The 21,527-nt window shown below is 35.4% G+C and carries 20 protein-coding genes and 1 tRNA gene; 11 read left to right on the top strand and 10 right to left on the bottom strand.

The window, feature by feature from the left end; translation table 11 throughout:
* Positions 1–209: 209 nt before the first annotated feature.
* Positions 210–283: transfer RNA gene (locus HZR84_10980), tRNA-Arg, on the bottom strand.
* Positions 284–389: 106 nt separating this feature from the next.
* Here HZR84_10980 and HZR84_10975 point away from each other — a divergent pair.
* Positions 390–1,148, top strand: coding sequence for an outer membrane beta-barrel protein (locus tag HZR84_10975; protein ID QNL22440.1), 759 nt, complete (start codon positions 390–392; stop codon positions 1,146–1,148).
* A 38-nt stretch (positions 1,149–1,186) separates the two neighbouring features.
* Here the strand turns inward: HZR84_10975 and HZR84_10970 are convergent, their stop codons facing one another.
* From HZR84_10970 to rpoN, 3 genes are read right to left on the bottom strand one after another with little or no spacing between them, the layout of a single operon-like run.
* The gene (locus tag HZR84_10970) at positions 1,187–1,966 is read right to left on the bottom strand and encodes an enoyl-CoA hydratase/isomerase family protein (GenBank protein ID QNL22439.1); all 780 of its coding nucleotides are present in this window, start codon (positions 1,964–1,966) and stop codon (positions 1,187–1,189) included.
* A 4-nt stretch (positions 1,967–1,970) separates the two neighbouring features.
* Positions 1,971–2,573: a phosphatase PAP2 family protein gene (locus tag HZR84_10965; GenBank protein ID QNL22438.1), complete on the bottom strand. Its 603-nt coding sequence runs from the start codon at positions 2,571–2,573 to the stop codon at positions 1,971–1,973.
* 1 nt (position 2,574) lies between these two features.
* On the bottom strand, positions 2,575–4,014 hold the full coding sequence (gene rpoN, locus HZR84_10960) for an RNA polymerase factor sigma-54 (protein ID QNL22437.1): 1,440 nt from the start codon (positions 4,012–4,014) through the stop codon (positions 2,575–2,577).
* A 120-nt stretch (positions 4,015–4,134) separates the two neighbouring features.
* On the opposite strand from rpoN, the gene asnS reads away from it, so the two are divergent.
* Positions 4,135–5,577: an asparagine--tRNA ligase gene (gene asnS / locus HZR84_10955; protein QNL22436.1), complete on the top strand. Its 1,443-nt coding sequence runs from the start codon at positions 4,135–4,137 to the stop codon at positions 5,575–5,577.
* Here asnS and HZR84_10950 read toward each other — a convergent pair.
* The 3 genes from HZR84_10950 to HZR84_10940 are packed head-to-tail and all read right to left on the bottom strand — an operon-like array spanning position 5,574 to position 12,598.
* A complete protein-coding gene (locus HZR84_10950) occupies positions 5,574–6,803 on the bottom strand; it encodes a hypothetical protein (GenBank protein ID QNL22435.1) in 1,230 nt (409 codons plus the stop codon). The genes asnS and HZR84_10950 overlap by 4 nt on opposite strands.
* 49 nt (positions 6,804–6,852) lie before the next feature.
* Positions 6,853–11,295: a hypothetical protein gene (locus HZR84_10945; protein QNL22434.1), complete on the bottom strand. Its 4,443-nt coding sequence runs from the start codon at positions 11,293–11,295 to the stop codon at positions 6,853–6,855.
* Between the two features lie 37 nt (positions 11,296–11,332).
* Positions 11,333–12,598: a replication-associated recombination protein A gene (locus HZR84_10940; protein QNL22433.1), complete on the bottom strand. Its 1,266-nt coding sequence runs from the start codon at positions 12,596–12,598 to the stop codon at positions 11,333–11,335.
* Between the two features lie 121 nt (positions 12,599–12,719).
* Here HZR84_10940 and HZR84_10935 point away from each other — a divergent pair, with 121 nt between their 5' ends.
* The 5 genes from HZR84_10935 (at position 12,720) to HZR84_10915 (ending at position 16,340) form a co-directional block, all read left to right on the top strand.
* Positions 12,720–13,598, top strand: a complete 879-nt coding sequence (locus HZR84_10935) for a DMT family transporter (protein QNL22432.1) — start codon at positions 12,720–12,722, stop codon at positions 13,596–13,598.
* 15 nt (positions 13,599–13,613) lie between these two features.
* Entirely contained in the window at positions 13,614–14,090 is a 477-nt protein-coding gene (locus HZR84_10930) for an NADH-quinone oxidoreductase subunit A (protein ID QNL22431.1), read from the top strand.
* On the top strand, positions 14,091–14,612 hold the full coding sequence (gene nuoB, locus HZR84_10925) for an NADH-quinone oxidoreductase subunit NuoB (protein QNL22430.1): 522 nt from the start codon (positions 14,091–14,093) through the stop codon (positions 14,610–14,612).
* The gene (locus tag HZR84_10920; GenBank protein QNL22429.1) at positions 14,599–15,099 is read left to right on the top strand and encodes an NADH-quinone oxidoreductase subunit C; all 501 of its coding nucleotides are present in this window, start codon (positions 14,599–14,601) and stop codon (positions 15,097–15,099) included. The genes nuoB and HZR84_10920 overlap by 14 nt, the downstream gene beginning before the upstream one ends.
* Before the next feature lie 98 nt (positions 15,100–15,197).
* Positions 15,198–16,340 (top strand): NADH-quinone oxidoreductase subunit D, encoded by a 1,143-nt coding sequence (locus tag HZR84_10915; protein ID QNL23244.1) that lies wholly within the window; start codon positions 15,198–15,200, stop codon positions 16,338–16,340.
* A gap of 1 nt (position 16,341) precedes the next feature.
* Here the strand turns inward: HZR84_10915 and HZR84_10910 are convergent, their stop codons facing one another.
* Positions 16,342–16,569 carry a DUF2892 domain-containing protein gene (locus HZR84_10910; protein ID QNL22428.1) on the bottom strand — a complete coding sequence of 76 codons (228 nt, stop codon included), beginning with the start codon at positions 16,567–16,569 and terminating at the stop codon, positions 16,342–16,344.
* A gap of 167 nt (positions 16,570–16,736) precedes the next feature.
* Here HZR84_10910 and HZR84_10905 point away from each other — a divergent pair, with 167 nt between their 5' ends.
* From HZR84_10905 to HZR84_10890, 4 genes are all read left to right on the top strand, one after another.
* Entirely contained in the window at positions 16,737–17,675 is a 939-nt protein-coding gene (locus tag HZR84_10905; GenBank protein QNL22427.1) for a DUF3078 domain-containing protein, read from the top strand.
* A 29-nt stretch (positions 17,676–17,704) separates the two neighbouring features.
* Positions 17,705–18,772 (top strand): class II fructose-bisphosphate aldolase, encoded by a 1,068-nt coding sequence (fbaA, locus tag HZR84_10900; GenBank protein ID QNL22426.1) that lies wholly within the window; start codon positions 17,705–17,707, stop codon positions 18,770–18,772.
* Positions 18,773–18,828: 56 nt separating this feature from the next.
* Complete coding sequence (locus HZR84_10895; GenBank protein QNL22425.1) at positions 18,829–19,839, top strand: WYL domain-containing protein; 1,011 nt, start codon at positions 18,829–18,831, stop codon at positions 19,837–19,839.
* 61 nt (positions 19,840–19,900) lie between these two features.
* On the top strand, positions 19,901–20,092 hold the full coding sequence (locus HZR84_10890; GenBank protein ID QNL22424.1) for a hypothetical protein: 192 nt from the start codon (positions 19,901–19,903) through the stop codon (positions 20,090–20,092).
* 10 nt (positions 20,093–20,102) lie between these two features.
* Here the strand turns inward: HZR84_10890 and HZR84_10885 are convergent, their stop codons facing one another.
* Together HZR84_10885 and HZR84_10880 are read right to left on the bottom strand one after the other, a co-directional pair.
* A complete protein-coding gene (locus HZR84_10885) occupies positions 20,103–20,615 on the bottom strand; it encodes a hypothetical protein (protein QNL22423.1) in 513 nt (170 codons plus the stop codon).
* 107 nt (positions 20,616–20,722) lie between these two features.
* Positions 20,723–21,469 carry a hypothetical protein gene (locus tag HZR84_10880; protein ID QNL22422.1) on the bottom strand — a complete coding sequence of 249 codons (747 nt, stop codon included), beginning with the start codon at positions 21,467–21,469 and terminating at the stop codon, positions 20,723–20,725.
* Positions 21,470–21,527 lie beyond the last annotated feature (58 nt).

Here is a 21,527-nt window from a genome sequence, read left to right as displayed (position 1 = left end):
AAAAATCCTTCCATGCTTGAGCATGGATGTATGTTCGCTTACAAATACAAAAGATAAAGTCGAGATTGACTGCGTCGATCTCTTTTAGTTCAGTCCTGCAAATAAAAATCCTTCCATGCTTGAGCATGGATGTATGTTCGCTTACAAATACAAAAGCGAGCTTTTGATTTGCTCGCTTCACATCCATTTTAAGGATTTTTGTTTGATCGTGAACCCGGAGAGATTCGAACTCCCAACCTCCTGATCCGTAGTCAGGTGCACTATCCAGTTATGCTACGGGTCCAATATTTTGTTTAATTGTGATGCAAAAGTAGATAAATTGAGACTTGAATAAAAGTCAGGTTTGTCGCTACTTCTTTTTATTTTAGCTTTAAAGCAAAATACATGCTATGAAGATCAAATTATTACTTAGTACATACCTTATTATTATCGGAAATGCAATTTTTGCTCAAGATGAAGTCACAGACCCAAATTTTACTGAGTATCAGGATAAAGTTCCAGGTACACTCGTGTTTGAATTTGGATATAATATGCTTCTAGAGGGCACTCCTGACAATATGGATATTGAATTTTTAAAGAGTCGATCTGCAAATATTTATTACATGTACGATTTCAGGCTCTTTGGTTCTAAAAAACTTTCCTTTAATCCGGGCTTTGGACTTGGGACTGATAATTACATGTTTTCAAATGAAGTTAGTGTAACACCAGGTGCTAACAATACACTTTTTGTCATAAGCGCATCAGAATTTGAGTCCGGAGTAAATACGGATACTTTGACTTTTGGAATAGAAAAATCAAAATTAAATGCAAACTATTTTGATATTCCAATGGAATTTAGATTCAGGACAAAACCTTCAAAAAAGTCCTTTCGTTTTGCTGTCGGAGGAAAAATAGGTTTCCTAATTGATGCAAAAACTAAAATAAAATATGAACTGGACGGAGACAATTATAAATTTAAGAGCAAATCAAGAAAAGGGCTGGAAAATTTCCGATATGGGCTTCATGCCAGAATTGGTTTTGGAAGCTTGAATTTCTTTGGATATTATGCTTTATCTGAACTTTTTGAATCCGAATTAAACGATTCCAAAGGAAAGCTGGAAGGAAATTTATCCAATGTAATCCTTGGAATTACAGTGGTTACCTTCTGATTTTGAAATAAACAATTTGTGAGCCTGATTTTAATCGTTTAATTGCCTTTAAAATCAGGTTTTCTTTTTTCGAGAAATGCTGAGACGCCTTCTTTATAATCATTTGATCCTCCAGCTATTTCCTGACAGTATTTTTCATACTCCAAAGCCTGTTCCAAATCAAAATTATAGGATTTATTAAGCATTTTTTTCATCAAACCAATCGCCTTTGTAGGCGCATTTGCATAATGCTCTGCCAGTGTTTGAACTTCAGTATCTAAATCTTCTTTCTTTACTACTTTATTGACTAAACCTAGTTGCTTAGCCTCGATAGCCCTTACTTTGGAGCCTAATGTACTCAATTCAAATGCCTTTGAATAACCTACCAAGCGCGGTAGGAAAAAAGATGATCCCGAGTCCAGGACCAAGCCTATATTGACAAAAACCTCTATGAGAGATGCTTCTTCAGCGGCAATTATTATATCTGCTGCCAATGCTAAAGAACAACCTGCCCCTGCGGCCACACCATTCAATTTTACAATAATGGGTTTAGGCATATTGCGCATTGAACGGATAATAGGATTATATCTTTTTGTTAGTGATTCCTTGAACGATCGCTTTTCAAGACCTGATACAGCTTTTAAATCCTGCCCTGAGCAAAAAGCTTTCCCTTCTCCGCTTATTACCAGTACTCGAACTTCATCATTCTTTGCGCTTTCTTTAAGCGCAGATTGAAGTTCATAACTCAATTCATCGTCAAATGCATTAAATACTTCAGGTCTGTTTAGAGTTATGTTTGCAATCCCCTTTTCTACTTCGTATTTGAGTTTTTTATACATGTATTTAAATTAAAAAAACACCAAAAGATACCAGAATACCCAACGCAATTCCCGCAATGATTTGCTTTGGTGTATGAGCCTGTAGATACAACCTCGCAGAGATTAAAAACCCTGATAACATGACCATCAATAAAGCCGGGATCAATAGGTTCATTTCGCTAAAGCGCAGCACACAAAGCAATAAAAAAGCGCTTGTGCCTGCTGCCCCTACCGAATGAGCTGAAATTTTCCAAAAACGTGTGATTAAGGTGGTTAGTGCAAGCGTAAATGTAATACCAGTCATAATTAATGGCACTATCATTGGAGTTTTACCCACCAATAAATAGGTAAAAGCTATATATATTATTGTAGATGCAATCATTGGCCATCGCCTTTCGGACTTATTATCCAATTTAATGTCCTTTACTATGCCCAAATTATACATCGTTAAAATTAAAAATATTGGAACGAGGTAGGACCCCGAAAAAATGAGCATAAGTAGAATCCATTTATTTTGAACATTGGATATTATGATCGGGGCAAATTCAAAAATGCTTAAAAAAATAATACTTGGCATCAATAATGGATGCAGTAAAACCGAAATAGCTAATGCCAGATTTTTCTTCATATTATAATTCCTTTCTAAGTCGCGCAACAGGGATTCCCAATTGTTCCCTGTATTTTGCAACAGTTCTTCTTGCTATTTGATAGCCTTTTGTTTTTAAAAGTTTTTCCAGTTTATCATCAGAGAGCGGTTTCTTCTTGTCCTCCTCTTCAATAAACCTTTTGAGCATTTGTTTTACCTCTCTGCTGCTTACATCTTCACCCGAATCCGTCGCAATCCCTTCGGAAAAAAAGAATTTTAATGGGTAAATACCAAATTCTGTTTGTACAGCTTTGCTATTGGCCACCCGCGAAACGGTCGAAATATCCATGTTAATTCGCTCTGCAATATCTTTCAATATCATCGGCTTAAGTTTGCCCTCATCCCCTTCCAGAAAAAAGTCGTATTGAAATTGAACAATAGCATTCATAGTTTTCATCAAGGTCTCTTGCCTTTGCTTTATGGCATCAATAAACCATTTTGCTGCATCGAGCTTTTGTTTAACAAAGGAGACCGCCTGTTTCATTCCCTTGTCTTTCTTTGGGCTTTTATCATAAGCCTGAAACATTTCTGAATAAGACCTGCTTACTCTTAATTCAGGTGCATTTCTTGAATTCAATGAAATTTCCAAATCGCCGTCATTGTTTACAATTATAAAATCCGGAATGATATATTCATTTCTTGTTTGAGCTGCATCTGAGCTGCCTCCGGGTTTGGGATTGAGCTTAATTATCTCTGCTATTATTTCTTTTAATTCTTCCGCATCGACATCAAGTTTTTTTTGAATTTTCTCATAATGCTTTTTAGAAAACTCGTTAAAGCTTGATTCCAGAAGTTCAATTGCTTTCCGTCGAATCGGATCGCTTTTTTTTCTTTTTAACTGAAGTACCAGACACTCTTTTAAATCCCGTGCTCCAATTCCCGGAGGATCAAGTTTCTGTACTTCATATAAAAGATTTTCCAGTTCATCGTATTCCGCCTCTATGTTTTTTGAGAATGCCAGATCATTTGAAATTGCTTCTAATTCACGACGCAAATATCCATCAGCATCTATGCTCCCAATTATCTGTTTAGCGATTTCCTGTTCACGCTCGCTTAATTTTCTAAATCCCATTTGATTCTCAAGTCGTTCGAGCAGGCTTGAGCCGGATACAATGGGTGTCTGCTTGTTTTCATCATCTGGATTGGGACCGTCACCGGCCATTTTATATCCCGAGTATTCATCATGAAGATAGTCTTCTAACCCGATCTCATCATCTCTCTCTTCTGTTTTCTCGGATTCTGAATTCTCAGAATCTGCAGCAATTTCATCACCTTCCCCTTCTTCAAGAGCCGGATTTGCTTCTAATTCCTCTTCTATTCTGGTTTCTAATTCGGCAGTAGGCACCTGTAGCAATTTGATAAATTGAATTTGCTGTGGTGATAATTTCTGACTTAAGGTCTGCTTTAGACTAATCCTCTGCATAAATTGAAAAATGAATAAATGTTCAAATCAAAAATAATCTGATTTTATCAGATAGATTCATAAAACTGGCTAAAATTAGTTTTTTTTGCAGCTTCTTTAGATTTACAAAAAATAGGACAATTGAAAAGAGTAGAAATTAAAAATTTATTGAAGGGTGAAAACGAAGGAAATGAGATTTGCGCCATGGGCTGGGTTAGAACAAGACGCGGCAATAAGAATGTTTCCTTTATTGCGCTCAATGATGGTTCAACTATAAATAATATTCAAGTTGTCTTAGATAACGCTTCATTTAATGATGCAGAAATCAAGCGGATAACCACAGGTGCATCCATTAAAGTGATTGGGAAACTTGTTCCTTCCGTGGGCAGCGGTCAAGATTTTGAAATTCAGGCAAATATATTTGAAATTTTAGGCGATGCAGATGCCGAATTATACCCACTGCAACCAAAAAAGCATAGTCTCGAATTCTTAAGAGAAATAGCTCATTTGAGGCCAAGGAGTAATACTTTCGGTGCGGTGTTTAGAATTCGACATCACCTGGCATTTGCTATTCACAATTTCTTTAACAAAAACGGATTTTATTATTTGCATTCGCCAATAATTACAGGTTCCGACGCGGAGGGTGCGGGCGAAATGTTTAGGGTAACTACCCTGGATCCAAAAAAACCTCCCTTAAATGAAGAAGGTGAGGTTAATTATGAAGAGGACTTTTTTGGTAAGGAAACCAATTTAACAGTATCCGGACAGTTAGAGGCAGAACTTGGAGCCCTGGCCCTATCAAAAGTTTACACTTTTGGCCCCACTTTCCGCGCTGAGAACTCAAATACTACCCGTCATTTAGCCGAATTCTGGATGATAGAACCCGAAGTTGCCTTTGCGGATATATATGACAATATGGACCTGGCTGAAAAGTTATTGAAATATTGTCTTGACTATGTTAAAGAGCATGCATCGGAAGATCTCAAATTTTTGGCTGAACGCTTTGATAAAGCTCAATCTGAAAAGCCCCAAAATGAAAGAAGCGCAATGAGTTTGATTGATCGTATTGATTTTGCAATAAGCAATAATTTTGAAAGGATAGATTATTCAACAGCTTTTGAAATTTTAAAGCGATCGAAACCAAATCAAAAGAAGAAATTTGAATACCCGGTTGAAGAATGGGGCATGGATTTTCAGTCCGAACACGAAAAGTTTCTTGTTGAAAAACACTTTAAAAAACCAGTGATTATTTACAATTATCCAAAGGCCATAAAAGCATTTTATATGCGGGTCAATGAGGATGACAAAACGGTAGCTGCAATGGATGTATTATTTCCCGGAATAGGTGAAATCGTGGGTGGTTCTCAAAGAGAAGAAAGGTTAGACATCCTAAGTTCAAGAATTAAGGAAATCGGAATTCCTGAGAAAGATGTATGGTGGTATTTGGAAACAAGAAAATACGGTACTGTACCACATAGTGGTTTTGGACTTGGATTTGAGAGAATGATGGTGTTTATCACGGGAATGTCAAACATTCGGGATGTCATTCCATTCCCGCGAGCACCAAAAAATGCAGAATTTTAATTTCTTAAGATAATCAGTTCACTAGCTAATTCACCGATATAAGGAATTACACCGGTACCATGTGTTGCATCCTGCAATGGAGTAAAGGTTACAATATTTTCCGATGCACCATTTTCAATTAGCTGATCATAGGTGTCAATAGAGTTTTGATATGGTACTGTAACATCGGATGTACCATGATACATAAACATTCTTTTTTGTGGCACCCAATCAGTCAAGGAGTTTTCAATTAGTTGCATTTTAAGATCTGCGTATAAGGGATCCGTTTCCAAACCTGCAATTGCCTCTGCTTTTAATAATACACTTAGCGTATCATTAAGCTGATTATTTATTTCTGTACCTGTGTACTGTCCATTAAACAAATCCGGAATTCTAGAAGCATATGGGTCATTAAATACATCACTAAAATTTAGGCTCATATCATAAGCAGATTTGAATGCATTTACTACATAAGCCATGTAAAAAGGTTGATGAAATGTTTCTAGGGTAAAAAAGTACTCCTGAAACCCCTTCATGTCATATCCTCCTGAAGAAGGGAATGAAGCAATAAGATTAAATCCATCTAATCCTTTTTCTTCTATCCATTTATGCGTGGCCATTGTGGCGTAGCCACCTTGTGAATAGCCTGCAAGGTATAATTCGTTATTGAAATCCAATTGGAATAACTCAGCAATTTCCTTTGCAGCTCTGATATTATCTATAGTTGCACTTGCAGTAAGATCCTCAACATAATAAGGATGCGGAATGTTAGCTGAAGCTCCAAAACCGATAAAATCAGGTATCACAGCAATCATTCCGGTACCCGCTATTGCCGAATAAAAAATTGCTGCCTGATCCTGTAAAGTAATATTACTTGGTGCTTCTGCATCAGAACCAATCGTTCCATGCTGGAAACTCAACATATCAACTTCATCTTCTGTCGAAGGCAGAATAACAAGTCCAGAAGCATTTATTGTTTCTCCTTTATACTTTGTTCTATATACAACCTTTAAAATGACTGCATCATATTTAATTGTTGCTGGATCTATTCCAGAAATAGCCGCTTCAACAAAAGTTTGGAGCTCACCAGAAGGTCTAATAAGAAAAGTATCTAAAGAAACCAAAACCGAAGGTTCCTGATTCTCATTTCCCGGAGCAATAATGTCATCTTCTGAGTTACAAGAAAATAGAAGCGTTGTTATGACTGATATAGACAGAATGTATTTAAATCGTAGTAGTAATTTCATATTATTGGTTTAAATAATTTATAAAAATAACGAATCCGAATGGAAGATTTTATTTCTTTTTTGCTGCCTTTTCCTGTTTCTCGGCAATCTTATGTAATTTCTTCTGGGTTTGAGCACCAATACTCGTTTTTATTCCGCTATAAATGGCCTTCCAAACATAATTTACAATTGACTTGCCTTTATCCCTACGGAAAAATATTTCACCATCCTTAAAAAACCCCAAATGTGGATTTTTACTATTGATCAAAAAGGTGTTTGCAAACCAGGACACTATTCCTTCATCCAAACCTTCAGCTTCACCTGTTTTTTTATTAATTACAAAGATTTTAAACTTCGAATACTGAAAATTTAAATCTCCTTCAGCATAGTCTTCATCGGCTTCAAAATTGAAATTCAAAGACCTTGAAATTCCACTTTTAATTGAAACAAATGCCACATTTTCTGTCATTGAATTTACAGCGGTCATATCCATTGAACCTAAACTCCCCCTTATGCTAAATGTATTATTAGTATCCAACAAATTAAAATTACCACTCATGATAATATCCCCCTGATCCATCAATTTTCCAATGGCGAACAGATAGGTATTAGGATTGTATTGATAATAGTTTGAATCATTTGAAACCAGATAAATTTTACTATTGATATCATTGAAATATATTTCTCCGGGGTATTCTCCATCAGCAGCAAATTCCCGGTATTTCGCATTTCCATGCAATACGTGTATAGAATCTATAGAAAATAATACAGGTATATTTCTGATAACTTCATGAATCATTGGCGGGCGAAAATTTTTGTTTAATTCCACTCTTTTATCTCTAAAATCGTCTATAAAAAGGGAGTCAATGAATAATTCTCCAGCCCTTAATTCTTCATTTAAATATAGTTTTTCAAGATCAACTCCGCGGACATCAATGGTTTTAATTTTTGCTTCTACCCTATCCCCCTGGTATCCCAATTTTCTTGAGTAATCATAATCGTTGTAAAGGGGCTTAAGATGAGTCCTTTTAGCATAAATTTTTGAATTACCTGTTGAAAATCCAATTTCACCGAACGTTATCATATTCATTTCATCGGGTAGGATTCTAGAATAGTTTTTTAGTCTTAATACCACATCTTCTGAAAACAAAAATCTATTTCTCGTTGATGATAGACTATCGACAAGAAAATCGCTAAAGTCTACGTATATATTATTTAGTACCGAGCTGAGTACGCTGGTGTCATTCTCATGTTTAAAGTTTTTAAGTTTACCGTTATAAATTAAAATTTCATCTGCATGTAATTCCTTAATATAATCCTTCAGGTAAGAATAGAATTGGATTTTCTTTAAACTGGGTTTTGAAGAAGTATTGCTGTAATCGTGTATTTCAAGGCCAGGATTCCAAAATAAGAATGTGTCAATCTTTACATTCCTATTGATATAAAAACCGTTAAAATCAATGCCATTAATATAAATCGAGTCAATTGTTGCATTTGAAAAAACCGAGTTTTTCAGACGAACTGAATCAAGGTAAATGCTGTCGACGAAGAAGTTTACTTTTTTGCTGGAAATTGTATTTGATGCCAAATCAAAATCAATGGAATCGATCGACAATGTGTGATTTATCTTTTTAGCTTCAAACTTAAATTCGGGAATTACAAAACGAAAGTCCTCAAAGGGTAATGATTCAGGTTGAGAACCAATGGTATGGTCGGCCAGTTCAGTTTTAATTATCCGTCCATTAAATACGGCTTCTGCAATTTTCGAATTTTTGTAATTGAAATAATCTATTTCTCCATGTCTGATATTAATGCTGCTTACATTTAACTCGTTTAGAATCCTCGGCATGTTAAATTTGCTATTTTTTAAGCTGTCTTTATTGTTTCCCGAATTTCTTTGTTGCATTACTATTTTCAATGTGTCAAATTCTGCACTATCAACATTTAGAATCTGATTGTTATATACTTCTTCCAGATTTACATTATTGAAAATGGCTATCGGTGATTGTAAGGAAATCTCTACAGATTCAGAAAATTCAATTCCTTCATTTATAACAGGCTCCAAATTGAAGCCAATTATTTTCAATTGCTTTTCAGGAAAATTATAAACCGTTGAGTCAGAAGTAATTTGATATAAGCCTTTATTAATGAAAATTTTCTGGTCGTGGATTACTACTTCAATAGACCTGGAAAAGAACAAGTCATCACCAGACACGAAAATTGAGTCAGGTAAAAGATTAAATCCCTTTAATGTCAGGTGTAATTTATTATTGTAGTTCAAAACACTTGAATCCCCATTTATATTGAAGCTGCTTATTTCACCATTTGATAGTTCCAATTTTTTCACTTTAATAAAAGGCAACAAACTATGAATACTGTTTTTGATGTTTTCTAAATCAGGAGGAAGGGTTGTATCCTTTGGCAATTCTTCTAATTTATATGAATACAACCGTGGCTTGTCAATTAATATCTTATCTACTATTATTTGTCTGTTTTTTAGTACCCGTAATATATCTGCATTTTCAAATTTTACTGTTGGTATTTCAAACTCAAGATAACCCGATTTCCCCTGGCGTTTTAATCGCTGTCGGATAGTATCTTTTCGCAATGCCTTCATGCTAATATCGCGTAGATTTAATTCTCTTTTTTTAGAAGAAAACTGAAACAGACCCACCTTGATTTCATTTATCTCGTTGGGCAATAAAAAGTCGTAGTCTTTTAATTCAAAATCAATATTTTCAGAAAATAGAAAGTTATTCGCACTGACAAAACTGGAAGAGTCTAGAAAGAAATTGTAAAGGATAAGAGAAATATTCTCGGCGATAATCTCTTCATTTTTCCCTTCTACGGTTTGGTCAAAATCTATTGAGCCATTATTAATATTAATCTGGTTAATGCTTGATGATCTCAAATATCTACTGAATAAATTGTAGACATCGTTGGCTGATTTGCGATCGTTTTTATTCTTTTTATCTTTTCCCTTTTTCTTTATTTCAATGTTCACTATAGGGTTATCCACGATAAACTCATTGGCTAGCAAATTGCCTTCCAGATACATTTTGTATAAATCCAGTTCCCTGAGTTCAATATTTGGCAGAAGAATGTTCAGCTGATCTTTTTTTATGCCTTTATCAAAATTCGTTAGCGGTTTAATTTGTAAGCCATTTGCCTTAAGTATTCTTTCTTTGCTAGAAATATAAAGTGAATTGGCTCGAAGAACATGAACTGAGTCGCGAAGAGACATTCTAAAAGAACTAAAATCGAGTTCAATGTTTTTAGAATATAAAATCCTTTCCATATTTCTATAGGCCGTCGAGTCGATATGGAATTCATCAAGAAACACATCAATTCCACTTATATTGACATTTTCCGGAACGTTTTCCAATGGTTCTCCATATCTGAAATTTCCTTTTTCCAAATCAAATTTCCCAATATTTACCTCTTTCAGATACCCTTCTATCAAAGGGAAAAAGTCGACTTGATTTTTAAGTGTTTTTTCTGACTTTACGCGTTCAGATAGAGGCGTCTGATTGAAATATCCAATCTTAGGTCTTAGTACTAATAACTTTTGAATATTGAAAGTGTCCTTTTCATAGGCTTTGATTACATCAGCGCCACTCAGCAATATTTCAGGAAAAAAAGTTGTGAAATAGGATTTCCTACTCTCTCTTAATTCTTTCAAGGAAATTTGACTCGGGTTCAAACTAAATCCTCTGGCATAGACGATAGAATCCAAGGTATTGATTCCAATTTCATTGGCATCGATAACATGAATACCATCTTTTAATACAAGCTTATAGTCTTTGAAAACAAGTTCTGCGCCGTCGGAATAAAGAAATTTTTCCTGGCCCTCGGGATTTCTTTTGTCAATTTGAAAATTCTTTAATCGCAAAGATATTTTTGAAGCTGTAAAATTTTCAACCTGGCCTTCTTTCTCCAGGAAAATATCAAAAACGCCTTCGTTTATAATAAGGTCGCGAACTAAAAAATATTCTACCAATTCAATGATAATCGGTCTTATATCATCGTATTCCTCGCTGTAATCTTTATTAGATCTGAATATGGGAACATCTAAAAGTCGGAGATTAGGTTTTTCGATGATCAGAGAATTAATTATAAAGCTATTCTCATAAAAAGCGGTAAGTAATCGCAAACCATTGACTTCAAAATGTGGAACTTGAATATCATACAATCCCGTTTTTACATCTCCTTTAGCCTTTTTTGCTCTGTAAATAGCCCTGTCTGGAATGAGATGGAAGTGATTTACTTCAAATCCGAGTTTTAGAAAGTTTACATTAATTTCTTTTAACTCGACCCTATATAGCCCTTCACTTCTAATTTCAACTGTTTTGATGATAAAATTTTTGAGAATTGCATTTCCATAAATTATTAAAAGCAAAGAAAATATCGACAAAAGAATAAGCGTAAAACCGAATGATCCGAATATCAGTCTTTTACGCCGTCTTTTGCGTTGTTCCGGGCTTCTATTTTTCTTTGAGTTTATTTTGGCCATTTAACCTTAAACTTGTCTTAAATTTTCATTGTAAATTCTAGTAATTGTATTTTCCCTGCCACTTTGATTTGAGATAAGCCCGCAAATCTGCTTCTCTTTTGTTTTTTCCAGGTTCATAAAAAATATTGTCTTTTATTTCATCCGGTAAATATTCCTGCAATACAAAATTACCTTCAAAATCATGAGCATACTTATAATTCAATCCATATCCCTGATCCTTCATCAATTTTGTCGGCGCATTTCGAATCGGCAAAGGGACGCTTAAATTGCCACTATTTCTCACTTCTTCCTGAGCTTTAGCAATAGCCTTATATGCAGCATTGCTTTTAGGTGATGAAGCCAAATATGTTACACATTGGGAAAGAATAATTCTTGATTCCGGCCAACCTATTTTATTAACTGCATCAAAACATGCATTTGCCAATACCAAAGCTGTTGGATTTGCATTCCCGATGTCCTCTGAGGCAAGGATTAGTAATCTTCTGGCAATAAATTTTGGATCTTCTCCTCCTTCTATCATTCTGGCCAACCAGTAAACTCCTGCATTTGGATCGCTTCCCCTAATTGATTTAATAAAGGCCGAGATGATATCATAATGCAAATCTCCATTTTTATCGTACTGAATTTGCTTTTGCTGGGCAATCTGCTGTACCAATTTATTTGTTACTTCTTTATTCTCATCCAGGTTCTGTGATACAAGTTCAATGATATTTAGAAGTTTTCTTCCATCCCCATTTGCAATTCTAAATAGAGCATCCCATTCTTTAATTGATATTCCACTTTGTTTTATTTCAATATCGCGTTCTATGGCATAGTTCGCCAAAGTTTTAAGATCTTTTTCTTCAAGTTGTTTCAATAAATAAATCTGACATCTTGATAAAAGCGCATTGATCACTTCAAAAGAAGGATTTTCAGTAGTAGCACCAATCAAAGTGATGGTTCCTTTTTCAACCGCACCAAGTAATGCATCCTGCTGTCCTTTATTAAAACGATGAATTTCATCTATAAACAAAATTGCATTCCCTTGCCGTTTTGCTTTTTCTATCACTTCCCTCACATCTTTGACACCTGCAGCAATAGCAGAAAGTGTGTGAAATGGAAGTTTTAAAGTATTTGCAATAACATTTGCCAATGATGTTTTCCCCACTCCCGGAGGCCCCCATAGGATCATTGAAGGTAAAACTCCGCTCTCGATTACCTTTCTGAGAACAGCCCCATTTCCAAGCAAATGCGATTGACCAATGAAAGTATCCAAATCGACAGGTCTAAGTCTTTCAGCCAGTGGAATTCTTTGTGTTAACATATTTCTGAAAGTTAGAAATAATCTTTCAAGATGGCATTTAAAAAGCTGTTTATCGGGATGAATAAAAAATCGGGAACTTAAAAAAAATATGTAGCTGAAAATCCACATTTTTGCCTGCCAAATGCCGTATAAGTATACAATTCATGCTGTTCTTTTTTCAGTTGGGGCAATCTATGCTGGAAATTACATCATTGCAAAAGAAGTAATGCCTGAATATGTTGGCCCTTTCGGCTTGATAGTCATCAGGGTCATTATAGCTGCTGCTGTTTTCTGGATTATTCACGCCATTTGGATTAAGGAAAAAATTAAAAGCAGAAAAGATTTCTATCTTCTTCTTCGAGCAACTGCATTTGGAGTTGTCATTAATCAATTGTTTTTTTTTAAAGGTTTGAGCCTTACAAGCCCTATCAATGCCTCTCTTATAATGACTGCTACTCCGATACTTGTATTGATCTCATCAGCAATAATCCTAAAGGAAAAAATAACAAAATTAAAAATGCTGGGAGTTTTGTTTGGATGTTCAGGTGCTATCCTCTTGATTGGGAATTCCGGATTCTCATTTTCAGGCGATACTTTTAAAGGAGATATACTTGTATTTATCAATGCCTGCTCTTATGGTATTTATTTGGTTTTAATAAAACCAATTATGGAAAAGTATCATCCTATAACGGTGGTAAAATGGATATTTACTTTGGCTATACCTTTTGTTACACTTGTGGGGTTCAGCGACCTGATTCTTGTTGAATGGGATCAAATGCCAGGAAGAATCTATCTTTCAATTTTCTATATTGTAGCAGCTGTAACCATTCTTGCATATTTGTTGAATGCCTGGTCGTTGAGATATGTCAATGCCAGTATGGTCGGTATTTATATTTATTTGCAGCCTCTTTTGGCGAGTTTTCTCGCCGTATTATTAGGGAAAGATGAATTGACCTTAAACAAAGTTTTTTTTGCAATGCTTATATTCAGTGGGGTATACCTTGTTAGTATTAAAAAATAATATTCAAATTTGAACATGAGCGAAACCTATCTGGAAAATTATGCAATGATTCTGCTGTTTTTTGCTGCGGCAATTTTATTCGGTGTTTTTGGAATACTCACTTCGCGATTTCTAAGCGTAACCAATCCAAATGTCGAAAAATTAAAAAGTTATGAAAGCGGTGAGGAACCCTCCAATGATGCGAGAATCCAATATAATCCGGGTTATTTCGTGATAGCCTTAATTTTTTTACTGTTTGAAGTAGAGATACTTTTTCTTTTTCCCTGGGCCTTAATATTTGATAATACAGCGCTAAATAATGCAAGTGAAGGTATTTGGTCATACTTGACATTAATCGAAATGTTTATATTCATAGCTATCTTGTTTTTGGGTTTATTTTTTGTATGGAAAAAAGGTTTTTTAAATTGGCCAAAACCCAAAATCGAGAATGAAAAATACCAATCCAATATTCCGGACAGTTATTACGATAAGATAAATGAAAAATACAACTGATTGAAAACAGGAGAAGGCGACATAGCGATTACTTCAATTGATGACCTATTAAACTGGGCCAAATTATCATCGCTGTGGCCGATGGGATTTGGGTTGGCCTGCTGCGCAATTGAAATGATTTCTACTTATGCCTCCGCCTATGACCTTGACCGCTTAGGTGTTTTTCCCCGACCGAGCCCACGGCAATCCGATGTTATGATCGTCGCAGGTACAGTGACCTTTAAAATGGCTGATAGGGTCAGAAGACTTTATGAACAAATGCCGGAACCCAGATATGTGATTTCCATGGGTTCCTGTTCGAATTGTGGCGGACCCTATTGGGAGCACGGTTATCATGTTGTTAAAGGTGTTGATAAAATCATTCCGGTAGACGTATATGTGCCGGGTTGCCCTCCCCGTCCTGAAGCTCTAATTGGGGGAATTTTAAAACTGCAGGAAAAGATAGCATCTACACCACATCCGGAAGGAACACTCATTTCAAAAATTTTTAAATCAAGAAAATCAGAGCATGGCAATAGTTAATTCTTTATTAAAAAAATTTGACCAAGATTACTTCGCCTTGATTGAAAATAATTCTGATGTAGAATGCATTAAGGTGTCAAAGGAAAAATTTTTGGAGACCATTGTGTATTTGAGGGAAGACCAGGAAATGTATTTTGACTACCTAACATGTATTTCCGGTGTTGACAATTGGGAAAATGGAACTTTAGGGGTAGTTTACAGGCTTTATTCCATTCCTTTCGACCGGCATCTTGATATTATCATTGAAGTTAATAAAACCGAAAAAAATGAATTGACCGAAGCGATTTCGAGCATTTCAAAGTTCTATCGTTCTGCAAATTGGATGGAAAGAGAAGTATATGACATGTACGGAATTCCTTTTGATGGCCACCCGGATTTGAGAAGAATATTAATGCCTGCAGACTGGAAAGGCTATCCTCTGCGCAAAGATTACACCACATCAGAAAAATACCACGGTATTACAATTGATTTCGAAAGTGAGGCTTGAACAACACAAAAAACCATATTGACAAGAATTCAAAGATTCAATATCAATTTGAAGAAAGTCATCTAAATAATTCAGAACCTTCCAGATACGATCCTTCTTTGCTCAAAAGAGAAGAGATGGTTATAAACATTGGACCTCAGCATCCATCCACTCATGGAGTCCTGAGATTGGAAACATTGCTCAATGGTGAATACATTGTTGATGTAGTACCCCATATTGGATATTTACATCGTTGTTTTGAAAAACATACCGAAAGTTTACCCTACAATCAAATAATTCCGTATGTAGACCGCATGGATTATGTCTCAGCCATGAATTCCGAGCATGCCTATGCCATGGCTGTAGAAAAAATGTTGGGGATAAGCTCGCAAATTCCAAAGCGTGTGGAATACATCAGGGTATTAGTGGCTGAACTTAATCGTATAGCTTCGCATTTTGTGGCAATTGGTACCTATGCAGTGGATATTGGTGCTGTAAGCCCACTTCTATGGATGATGAGAGACCGAGAACATATCCTTAGAATGCTTGAATGGATCTGTGGTGCCCGTATGCTTTATAATTATATATGGGTCGGAGGACTTTATTATGACCTTCCGATTGGATTTGAGGAGAAGTGTACTGAATTCATCAATTATTTAAAACCAAAACTTTCTGAAGTTGACCGTTTGCTTATTGAAAACAAGATCTTTGTAGAACGCACCGCAAATGTCGGTATTCTTAATCGCGATCTTGCCATTAATTATGCCGCCAGCGGGCCGGTATTAAGAGGCTCCGGATTGAGGTTTGATCTTAGGAAAGTAGATGCCTATTCAGTATATCCCGAATTGGAATTTGATGTGCCAATAGGGAAAGGAGAAATGGGAACCATCGGAGATTGCTGGGATAGAACCTGGGTAAGAGCACAGGAATGCAAGGAATCATTGAAAATTGTTGAACAAAGTTTGAATAGACTTCAAAATGATTACAAGAGAACAAAAGATTTTGACCCCCGGGAATTTTGCCCCAAAAAAATAAGACCAAAAGAACAGGAAATATACTTCAGAGCTGAAAATCCAAGAGGTGAACTGGGATTTTATATTAAATCAGATGGAAAATCAGATGTTCCGCTGCGGTGCAAAGCACGCTCCGGTTGCTTTGTTAATCTTTCCATTTTACCTGAAATATCAAGAGGATCGCTGCTTGCTGATTTGATAGCAATTGTTGGATCCATCGACATTGTCCTCGGAGAAGTAGATCGCTGATTCAACGCTTTCTTCTTTTTGTGCTTTTTATTTTTTCAATAGAAGAATAGCCAAAAGGCTTATATAAAATACAAAAACCAATAAAACTTGAAATCGTCAGGTACAGAGCTATTCCTCCCAAAATAATTGCAGGAAGTCCGGAAATCGCATCTACGAGATAAAGTGCACCTATTATCAGAACAATTGACATTCTAAGCAACTTGTCCATAACTCCAACATTCTTTTTCATAGGTGTAATTAGATGATTCTCTTCTAAATTTATATAAAATTGTGCCCTGCAGGTTTAAACTTATCCACAAGTTATACACTAAGTTTTCCACAAATCTCTTTTGCACTTGAATATGATAGCAGAATTAAATTAAATATTAGTTTTGCCGCATCGAAAAATTTGTGGTGATGAAAAAAATTTATCTGTTAATAATTATTATAACTTTTTGCCATTTCAATAGTAATGGCCAGGATGAGGAATTAAGCACTCCTGATTCTTTGAAAAATTGGGTCATTGGAGGTAGAATCGGTTTGAATTTTACAAATGTCTCTCTAACCAATTGGGCCGGTGGTGGTCAGGAATCTGTTTCAGGAACAGGTAACTTTTTGGTAAGAGCCGACTATAAAAAGAATAAATTTAAATGGAAAAACAGTTTTGAGATAGCCTATGGCCTGATAAAGCAAGGAGAAGCCCCGGTTATTAAAAGTGATGATAAAATATTATTTACATCCGAACTGGATTATAATTATAAACCCAAATGGTCATTTTCAAACGTTTTTACATTCAGATCACAATTTGCGCCGGGATATAACCCCCCTGATTCACAATTTGTCGATAACAAAATTTCCGATTGGCTCGCACCCGGTTATATTCAAGAAGCGCTGGGTTTTGGTTACCAGCCAACAGAATATCTCTCGTTCTTTTTATCTCCCTTAACTGCTAAAATTACTTTGGTCATGGATCAGAGATTGGCGGATAATGGAGAATACGGTGTAGATGCGGCAGTAATAGACAGCGCCGGCAACATTATTACTCCGGGTAAAAATGTACGGGCAGAAATTGGAGCCTCATTCAGAATAAATTTCAACAAAGAAGTTGTTAAAAATGTAGAATTTGAATCAGTACTAGACCTCTTTTCAAATTATCTTGAAGATCCCGATGTATTGGATGTCAACTGGATTAATAATTTGAATATGAAAATAAACGATTTTATGACAGCCAGTGTACTTACTCAATTAATCTATGATCAGGATATAAAAATTGCTGCGGAAAATGATCCTATAGATATCGCACCACGAACACAATTTAAAAGTGTCATAGGAATTGGAATCACCTATAAATTTTAAGAACTTATCGTTTAATTAAAGAAAATATAATGTCAAAACGTTTCAAACCAGGAGTATTATACGGTCAGGAGGCACAGGATCTTCTTAATTATGCAAATGAGAATGATTTTGCTATGCCCGCCGTAAATGTTGTAGGTACCAATTCAGTCAATGCGGTTTTAGAAACAGCCGCTAAAGTGAATTCACCTGTCATGATACAGTTTTCAAATGGAGGATCTGTATTCTTTGCCGGAAAGAGCATTTCCAATGAAAACCAGAAAGCGGCTATTCTTGGGGCCATATCGGGCGCTCAACATGTACATGCCATGGCAGAAGCATATGGAGTCCCTGTAATATTACATACAGACCATGCTGCTAAAAAACTATTGCCCTGGATCGATGGATTAATAGATGCCGGTGAAAAACACTTTGCACAACACAAGCGGCCTCTGTACAGCTCTCATATGCTAGATCTCTCAGAAGAACCATTGGAAGAAAATATAAGTATAAGTAAGTCCTATTTTGAAAAACTCAATAAACTTCAAATGATTATTGAAATTGAGCTGGGTGTTACAGGAGGTGAAGAAGATGGGGTAGATAATACAGGAGTGGATAGCTCACGTTTATATACACAACCCGAGGAAGTTTTTTATGCTTTTGAGCAATTATCCGAGGTATCAGAGCGATTCACAATAGCCGCAGCTTTTGGCAATGTTCACGGGGTTTATAAACCCGGAAATGTTGAATTGAGACCTATAATACTTAAAAATTCGCAAGATTATTTAAAGAAAAAATTGAATCTTGATGGCAACCCTATCAATTTTGTTTTTCATGGAGGTTCGGGAAGTTCACAAGCAGAAATTCGCGAAGCGATTACATATGGGGCTGTCAAAATGAATATTGACACCGATATGCAATGGGCATTCTGGGATGGTATTCGCAACTTTGAAAAAGAAAATCGCGATTATCTGCAATCTCAGATTGGCAATCCGGAAGGTGCGGATAAACCCAATAAAAAATACTATGACCCTCGTAATTGGCTGAGAAAAGGCGAAGAAAGCTTTGTGGCCAGGCTAACTCAGGCTTTCGATGACCTCAATTGTATTGATAGAAATTAATTTTTATTCTTAAAATTCAAGCCTTTCAAAAACAATTGAAAGGCTTTTTTTTACATATGCCTGTAAACAAAGACGCATTAATCAGATATAGAATAATTAACAGAAGGCTGAAAAACAAGTTTAAGCCACTTCCCAAATTGCAGGATTTAATAAATGAATGTGAGGAAGCCCTTGGCAAGCCAATTTCAACCAGAACCATACAGGCTGATATCCAGGCCATGCGCTATGATAGCGATCTTGGATACAATGCACCGATTATTTATGATTCAAAAGAAAGTGCTTATCGATATGAAGATGCGAACTATAGCATTGACAATATTCCTTTAAATGACGATGATCTGGAAACCCTCGAATTTGCAACACGCGTGCTCGATCAATTTAAAAATGTGGAAATCCTAAGACCATTTTCCGGGATAATCGAAAAAATCGCCTCCTCTTATAAAATTTCACGACAGGTAGAATTAAATAATCAGGGTGAGTTTATTGAATTTGAATCTTCACCAATCGCACAGGGAACACATTTTATCAATCCTTTATTAGCGCTTATTAAATCGCAAAAAGTACTTGAAATGATTTATAAGTCATTTAAAGATGACAAGTCCAAATCGTACAAAGTTCATCCTTATCTTCTTAAGGAATATAAATCGCGATGGTATTTGATTGCCTGGAATGAAGACAAAAAAATGATCAATACCTTTGGTTTGGACCGGATCGAATCAATAGAAGAAACCAATAAATATTTTGAAATTCACAAAGAATTTAACTCACTGGATTATTTTAAGGATGCTTTTGGAATTACTGCACCGCAAAAACTAAATGTCAAAAAAATAATGTTAAAGTTTAATTCTTCACAAGCCAAATACATTTTAACACAACCTATTCATCATTCACAAAAGATTATAAATCAAAATACAGATGATTTGACCATAGAAATCAAAGTAATGATCAGTTATGAGTTAAAGTCTCAAATCCTCAGCTATGGAAGCTCTGTAGAAGTTTTAAAACCAAAAAAACTTAGAGAAGAAATTCAGAGGGAATTAAAAAAAATGAGAAAAATGTATAAATAAAATTGCTGCGCAAATAGCCTGCGCAGGCAGCATGTTTCTTTGAAATATAAATTTTAAAGACATGCAAACATTAACATTAAGAAAGCCTCTAAAAACAATCCCAAATCTTGACAGAGTTAATCTGATTACCAAGTACAACAATTATTTACGTCTGATTAATTCGGGTTTTTTTAGGGAAAGCGCTTTAGCAATGGTGAATTTTAACAGTTACGAAGAATTCAAAAAAGCGGAAAATTATTTCAAGGAAATATAAATAGTAGAATCTAATTGCTTGATTCTAATTCTAATTCCTTTACCTCATTAAGGCCCCCTGTTTTTCCAAAGCGTTTTATCGACTCCTGGTTATAGGCTAATGCAGCTTCCTCCGGTGTTTCAAAACGGCCAATGTAAATCCTTTTCCCCTGGTCATACAATATCGCCCGGAATTTTTTGCCATCTTTAGACACGCCTCTAAAATGTCTGGCAGGGGAATGCTGATGTCTTCTAAGTTCTCCCATATCCGCCCACTCAAGGTTTTCTACTCTACAATCCAATTTGTTTTCATTTATCATTCTGACAAATAACTTCTTTTTTGACTTGGGTTGTTTTACAAATTCCTGTGCGAGCAATTTGTGCAGGTAATTAGTCCTTATTTTGCCCATCACTGTTTTTTGGTGAAAAGCATAACCTGCTGAGTGAATTCTCCAACCTTTCATGAGACCATTTTTCTTAAGATAAGAAAAACCTTGTCTGCATAATGTGACTTTTTTATTGGAATTACTTAGAGATAACTTCATTCTCTATTATGAAGATGAATGCACATCTTTTTCTTGGTTTTTTCAAAAGGAGCTATCAAATATAGAAATATATTTATATTCTGCTAATCTTATTTTGCAAAGTGTAATTATCTCTTATTGATTGAGTTGGGTTGAAAATAGATATTATACAGATCGGTTTTTTGCATTTCGTACAATATTTCATTGAAATGAAGGTAAAAATCGTCAGAAAGATTTACTTCCCTTTCTTCACTACCAAATATAGTTCTCACGTATTTTGAATAAGCGTATAATTCCCATCCCAAACCGTTTTCAATGGCTCGTAAATCCGTTTTCTTTTCATACCAGGCGTGATAAGCCGGATTCACACCATAATTGATAGCTACGGCCAATAACTCGCTGAAAGATCTTTGGTCGTAATCCAAAATATGAGCAAGTTCATGTCCTATTACCCCTACTTGAGCATTTAAGGGTAAATTTTTTAATAATATCCTCTCCATTTCAATTGTTGATTTCAAAGAAATAATTACCCTGTATTTCCTATTGGTCAATGGGCTGATCATTGAAGGTACTGATGGTAAAGCAGACAAAGGTGCAAAAACTTTCTTTTCAATAAACTCGATTGAAACATCATTTAATTGCGGGTAATGGGAAAGTGCCAATAAGATTTGAAGCTCATATTTTTTCGGAATCCCTTTATTTCGACCAAATTTTGACTTTAAATCCTTTAATTTAGCCTCTGAGATATAGTTTGAGACTTTGGTATACTCCCCACCAACTATTATTTCATTTTGAGCGTTAGCATAAAATATTAGACAATGTAAAAGGAAAAATAATAAGCTTAATTTAACCAATTTCAAATCTTGTATAAGCATTAATCATTATAAAAACAGATCATAAAATTTCACGGCCTAGTATTTTTACCATTACAGA

Source organism: Hyphobacterium sp. CCMP332, from assembly GCA_014323545.1.
In the GTDB taxonomy this organism is placed as follows: Bacteria; Bacteroidota; Bacteroidia; order Cytophagales; family CCMP332; genus CCMP332.
The sequence above is the reverse complement of the archived record's forward strand: the minus strand, read 5'-3'. Positions and strand labels throughout refer to the sequence as shown.

Bases quoted from the DNA above. Each gene is read 5' to 3' on its own strand.
- HZR84_10975 (QNL22440.1), top strand. From the start codon at position 390: ATGAAGATCAAATTATTACTTAGTACATACCTTATTATTATCGGAAAT.
- HZR84_10970 (QNL22439.1), bottom strand. From the start codon at position 1,966: ATGTATAAAAAACTCAAATACGAAGTAGAAAAGGGGATTGCAAACATA.
- HZR84_10965 (QNL22438.1), bottom strand. From the start codon at position 2,573: ATGAAGAAAAATCTGGCATTAGCTATTTCGGTTTTACTGCATCCATTA.
- rpoN (QNL22437.1), bottom strand. From the start codon at position 4,014: ATGCAGAGGATTAGTCTAAAGCAGACCTTAAGTCAGAAATTATCACCA.
- HZR84_10950 (QNL22435.1), bottom strand. From the start codon at position 6,803: ATGAAATTACTACTACGATTTAAATACATTCTGTCTATATCAGTCATA.
- HZR84_10945 (QNL22434.1), bottom strand. From the start codon at position 11,295: ATGGCCAAAATAAACTCAAAGAAAAATAGAAGCCCGGAACAACGCAAA.
- HZR84_10940 (QNL22433.1), bottom strand. From the start codon at position 12,598: ATGTTAACACAAAGAATTCCACTGGCTGAAAGACTTAGACCTGTCGAT.
- HZR84_10935 (QNL22432.1), top strand. From the start codon at position 12,720: ATGCCGTATAAGTATACAATTCATGCTGTTCTTTTTTCAGTTGGGGCA.
- HZR84_10930 (QNL22431.1), top strand. From the start codon at position 13,614: ATGAGCGAAACCTATCTGGAAAATTATGCAATGATTCTGCTGTTTTTT.
- HZR84_10920 (QNL22429.1), top strand. From the start codon at position 14,599: ATGGCAATAGTTAATTCTTTATTAAAAAAATTTGACCAAGATTACTTC.
- HZR84_10910 (QNL22428.1), bottom strand. From the start codon at position 16,569: ATGAAAAAGAATGTTGGAGTTATGGACAAGTTGCTTAGAATGTCAATT.
- HZR84_10905 (QNL22427.1), top strand. From the start codon at position 16,737: ATGAAAAAAATTTATCTGTTAATAATTATTATAACTTTTTGCCATTTC.
- fbaA (QNL22426.1), top strand. From the start codon at position 17,705: ATGTCAAAACGTTTCAAACCAGGAGTATTATACGGTCAGGAGGCACAG.
- HZR84_10895 (QNL22425.1), top strand. From the start codon at position 18,829: ATGCCTGTAAACAAAGACGCATTAATCAGATATAGAATAATTAACAGA.
- HZR84_10890 (QNL22424.1), top strand. From the start codon at position 19,901: ATGCAAACATTAACATTAAGAAAGCCTCTAAAAACAATCCCAAATCTT.
- HZR84_10885 (QNL22423.1), bottom strand. From the start codon at position 20,615: ATGAAGTTATCTCTAAGTAATTCCAATAAAAAAGTCACATTATGCAGA.
- HZR84_10880 (QNL22422.1), bottom strand. From the start codon at position 21,469: ATGCTTATACAAGATTTGAAATTGGTTAAATTAAGCTTATTATTTTTC.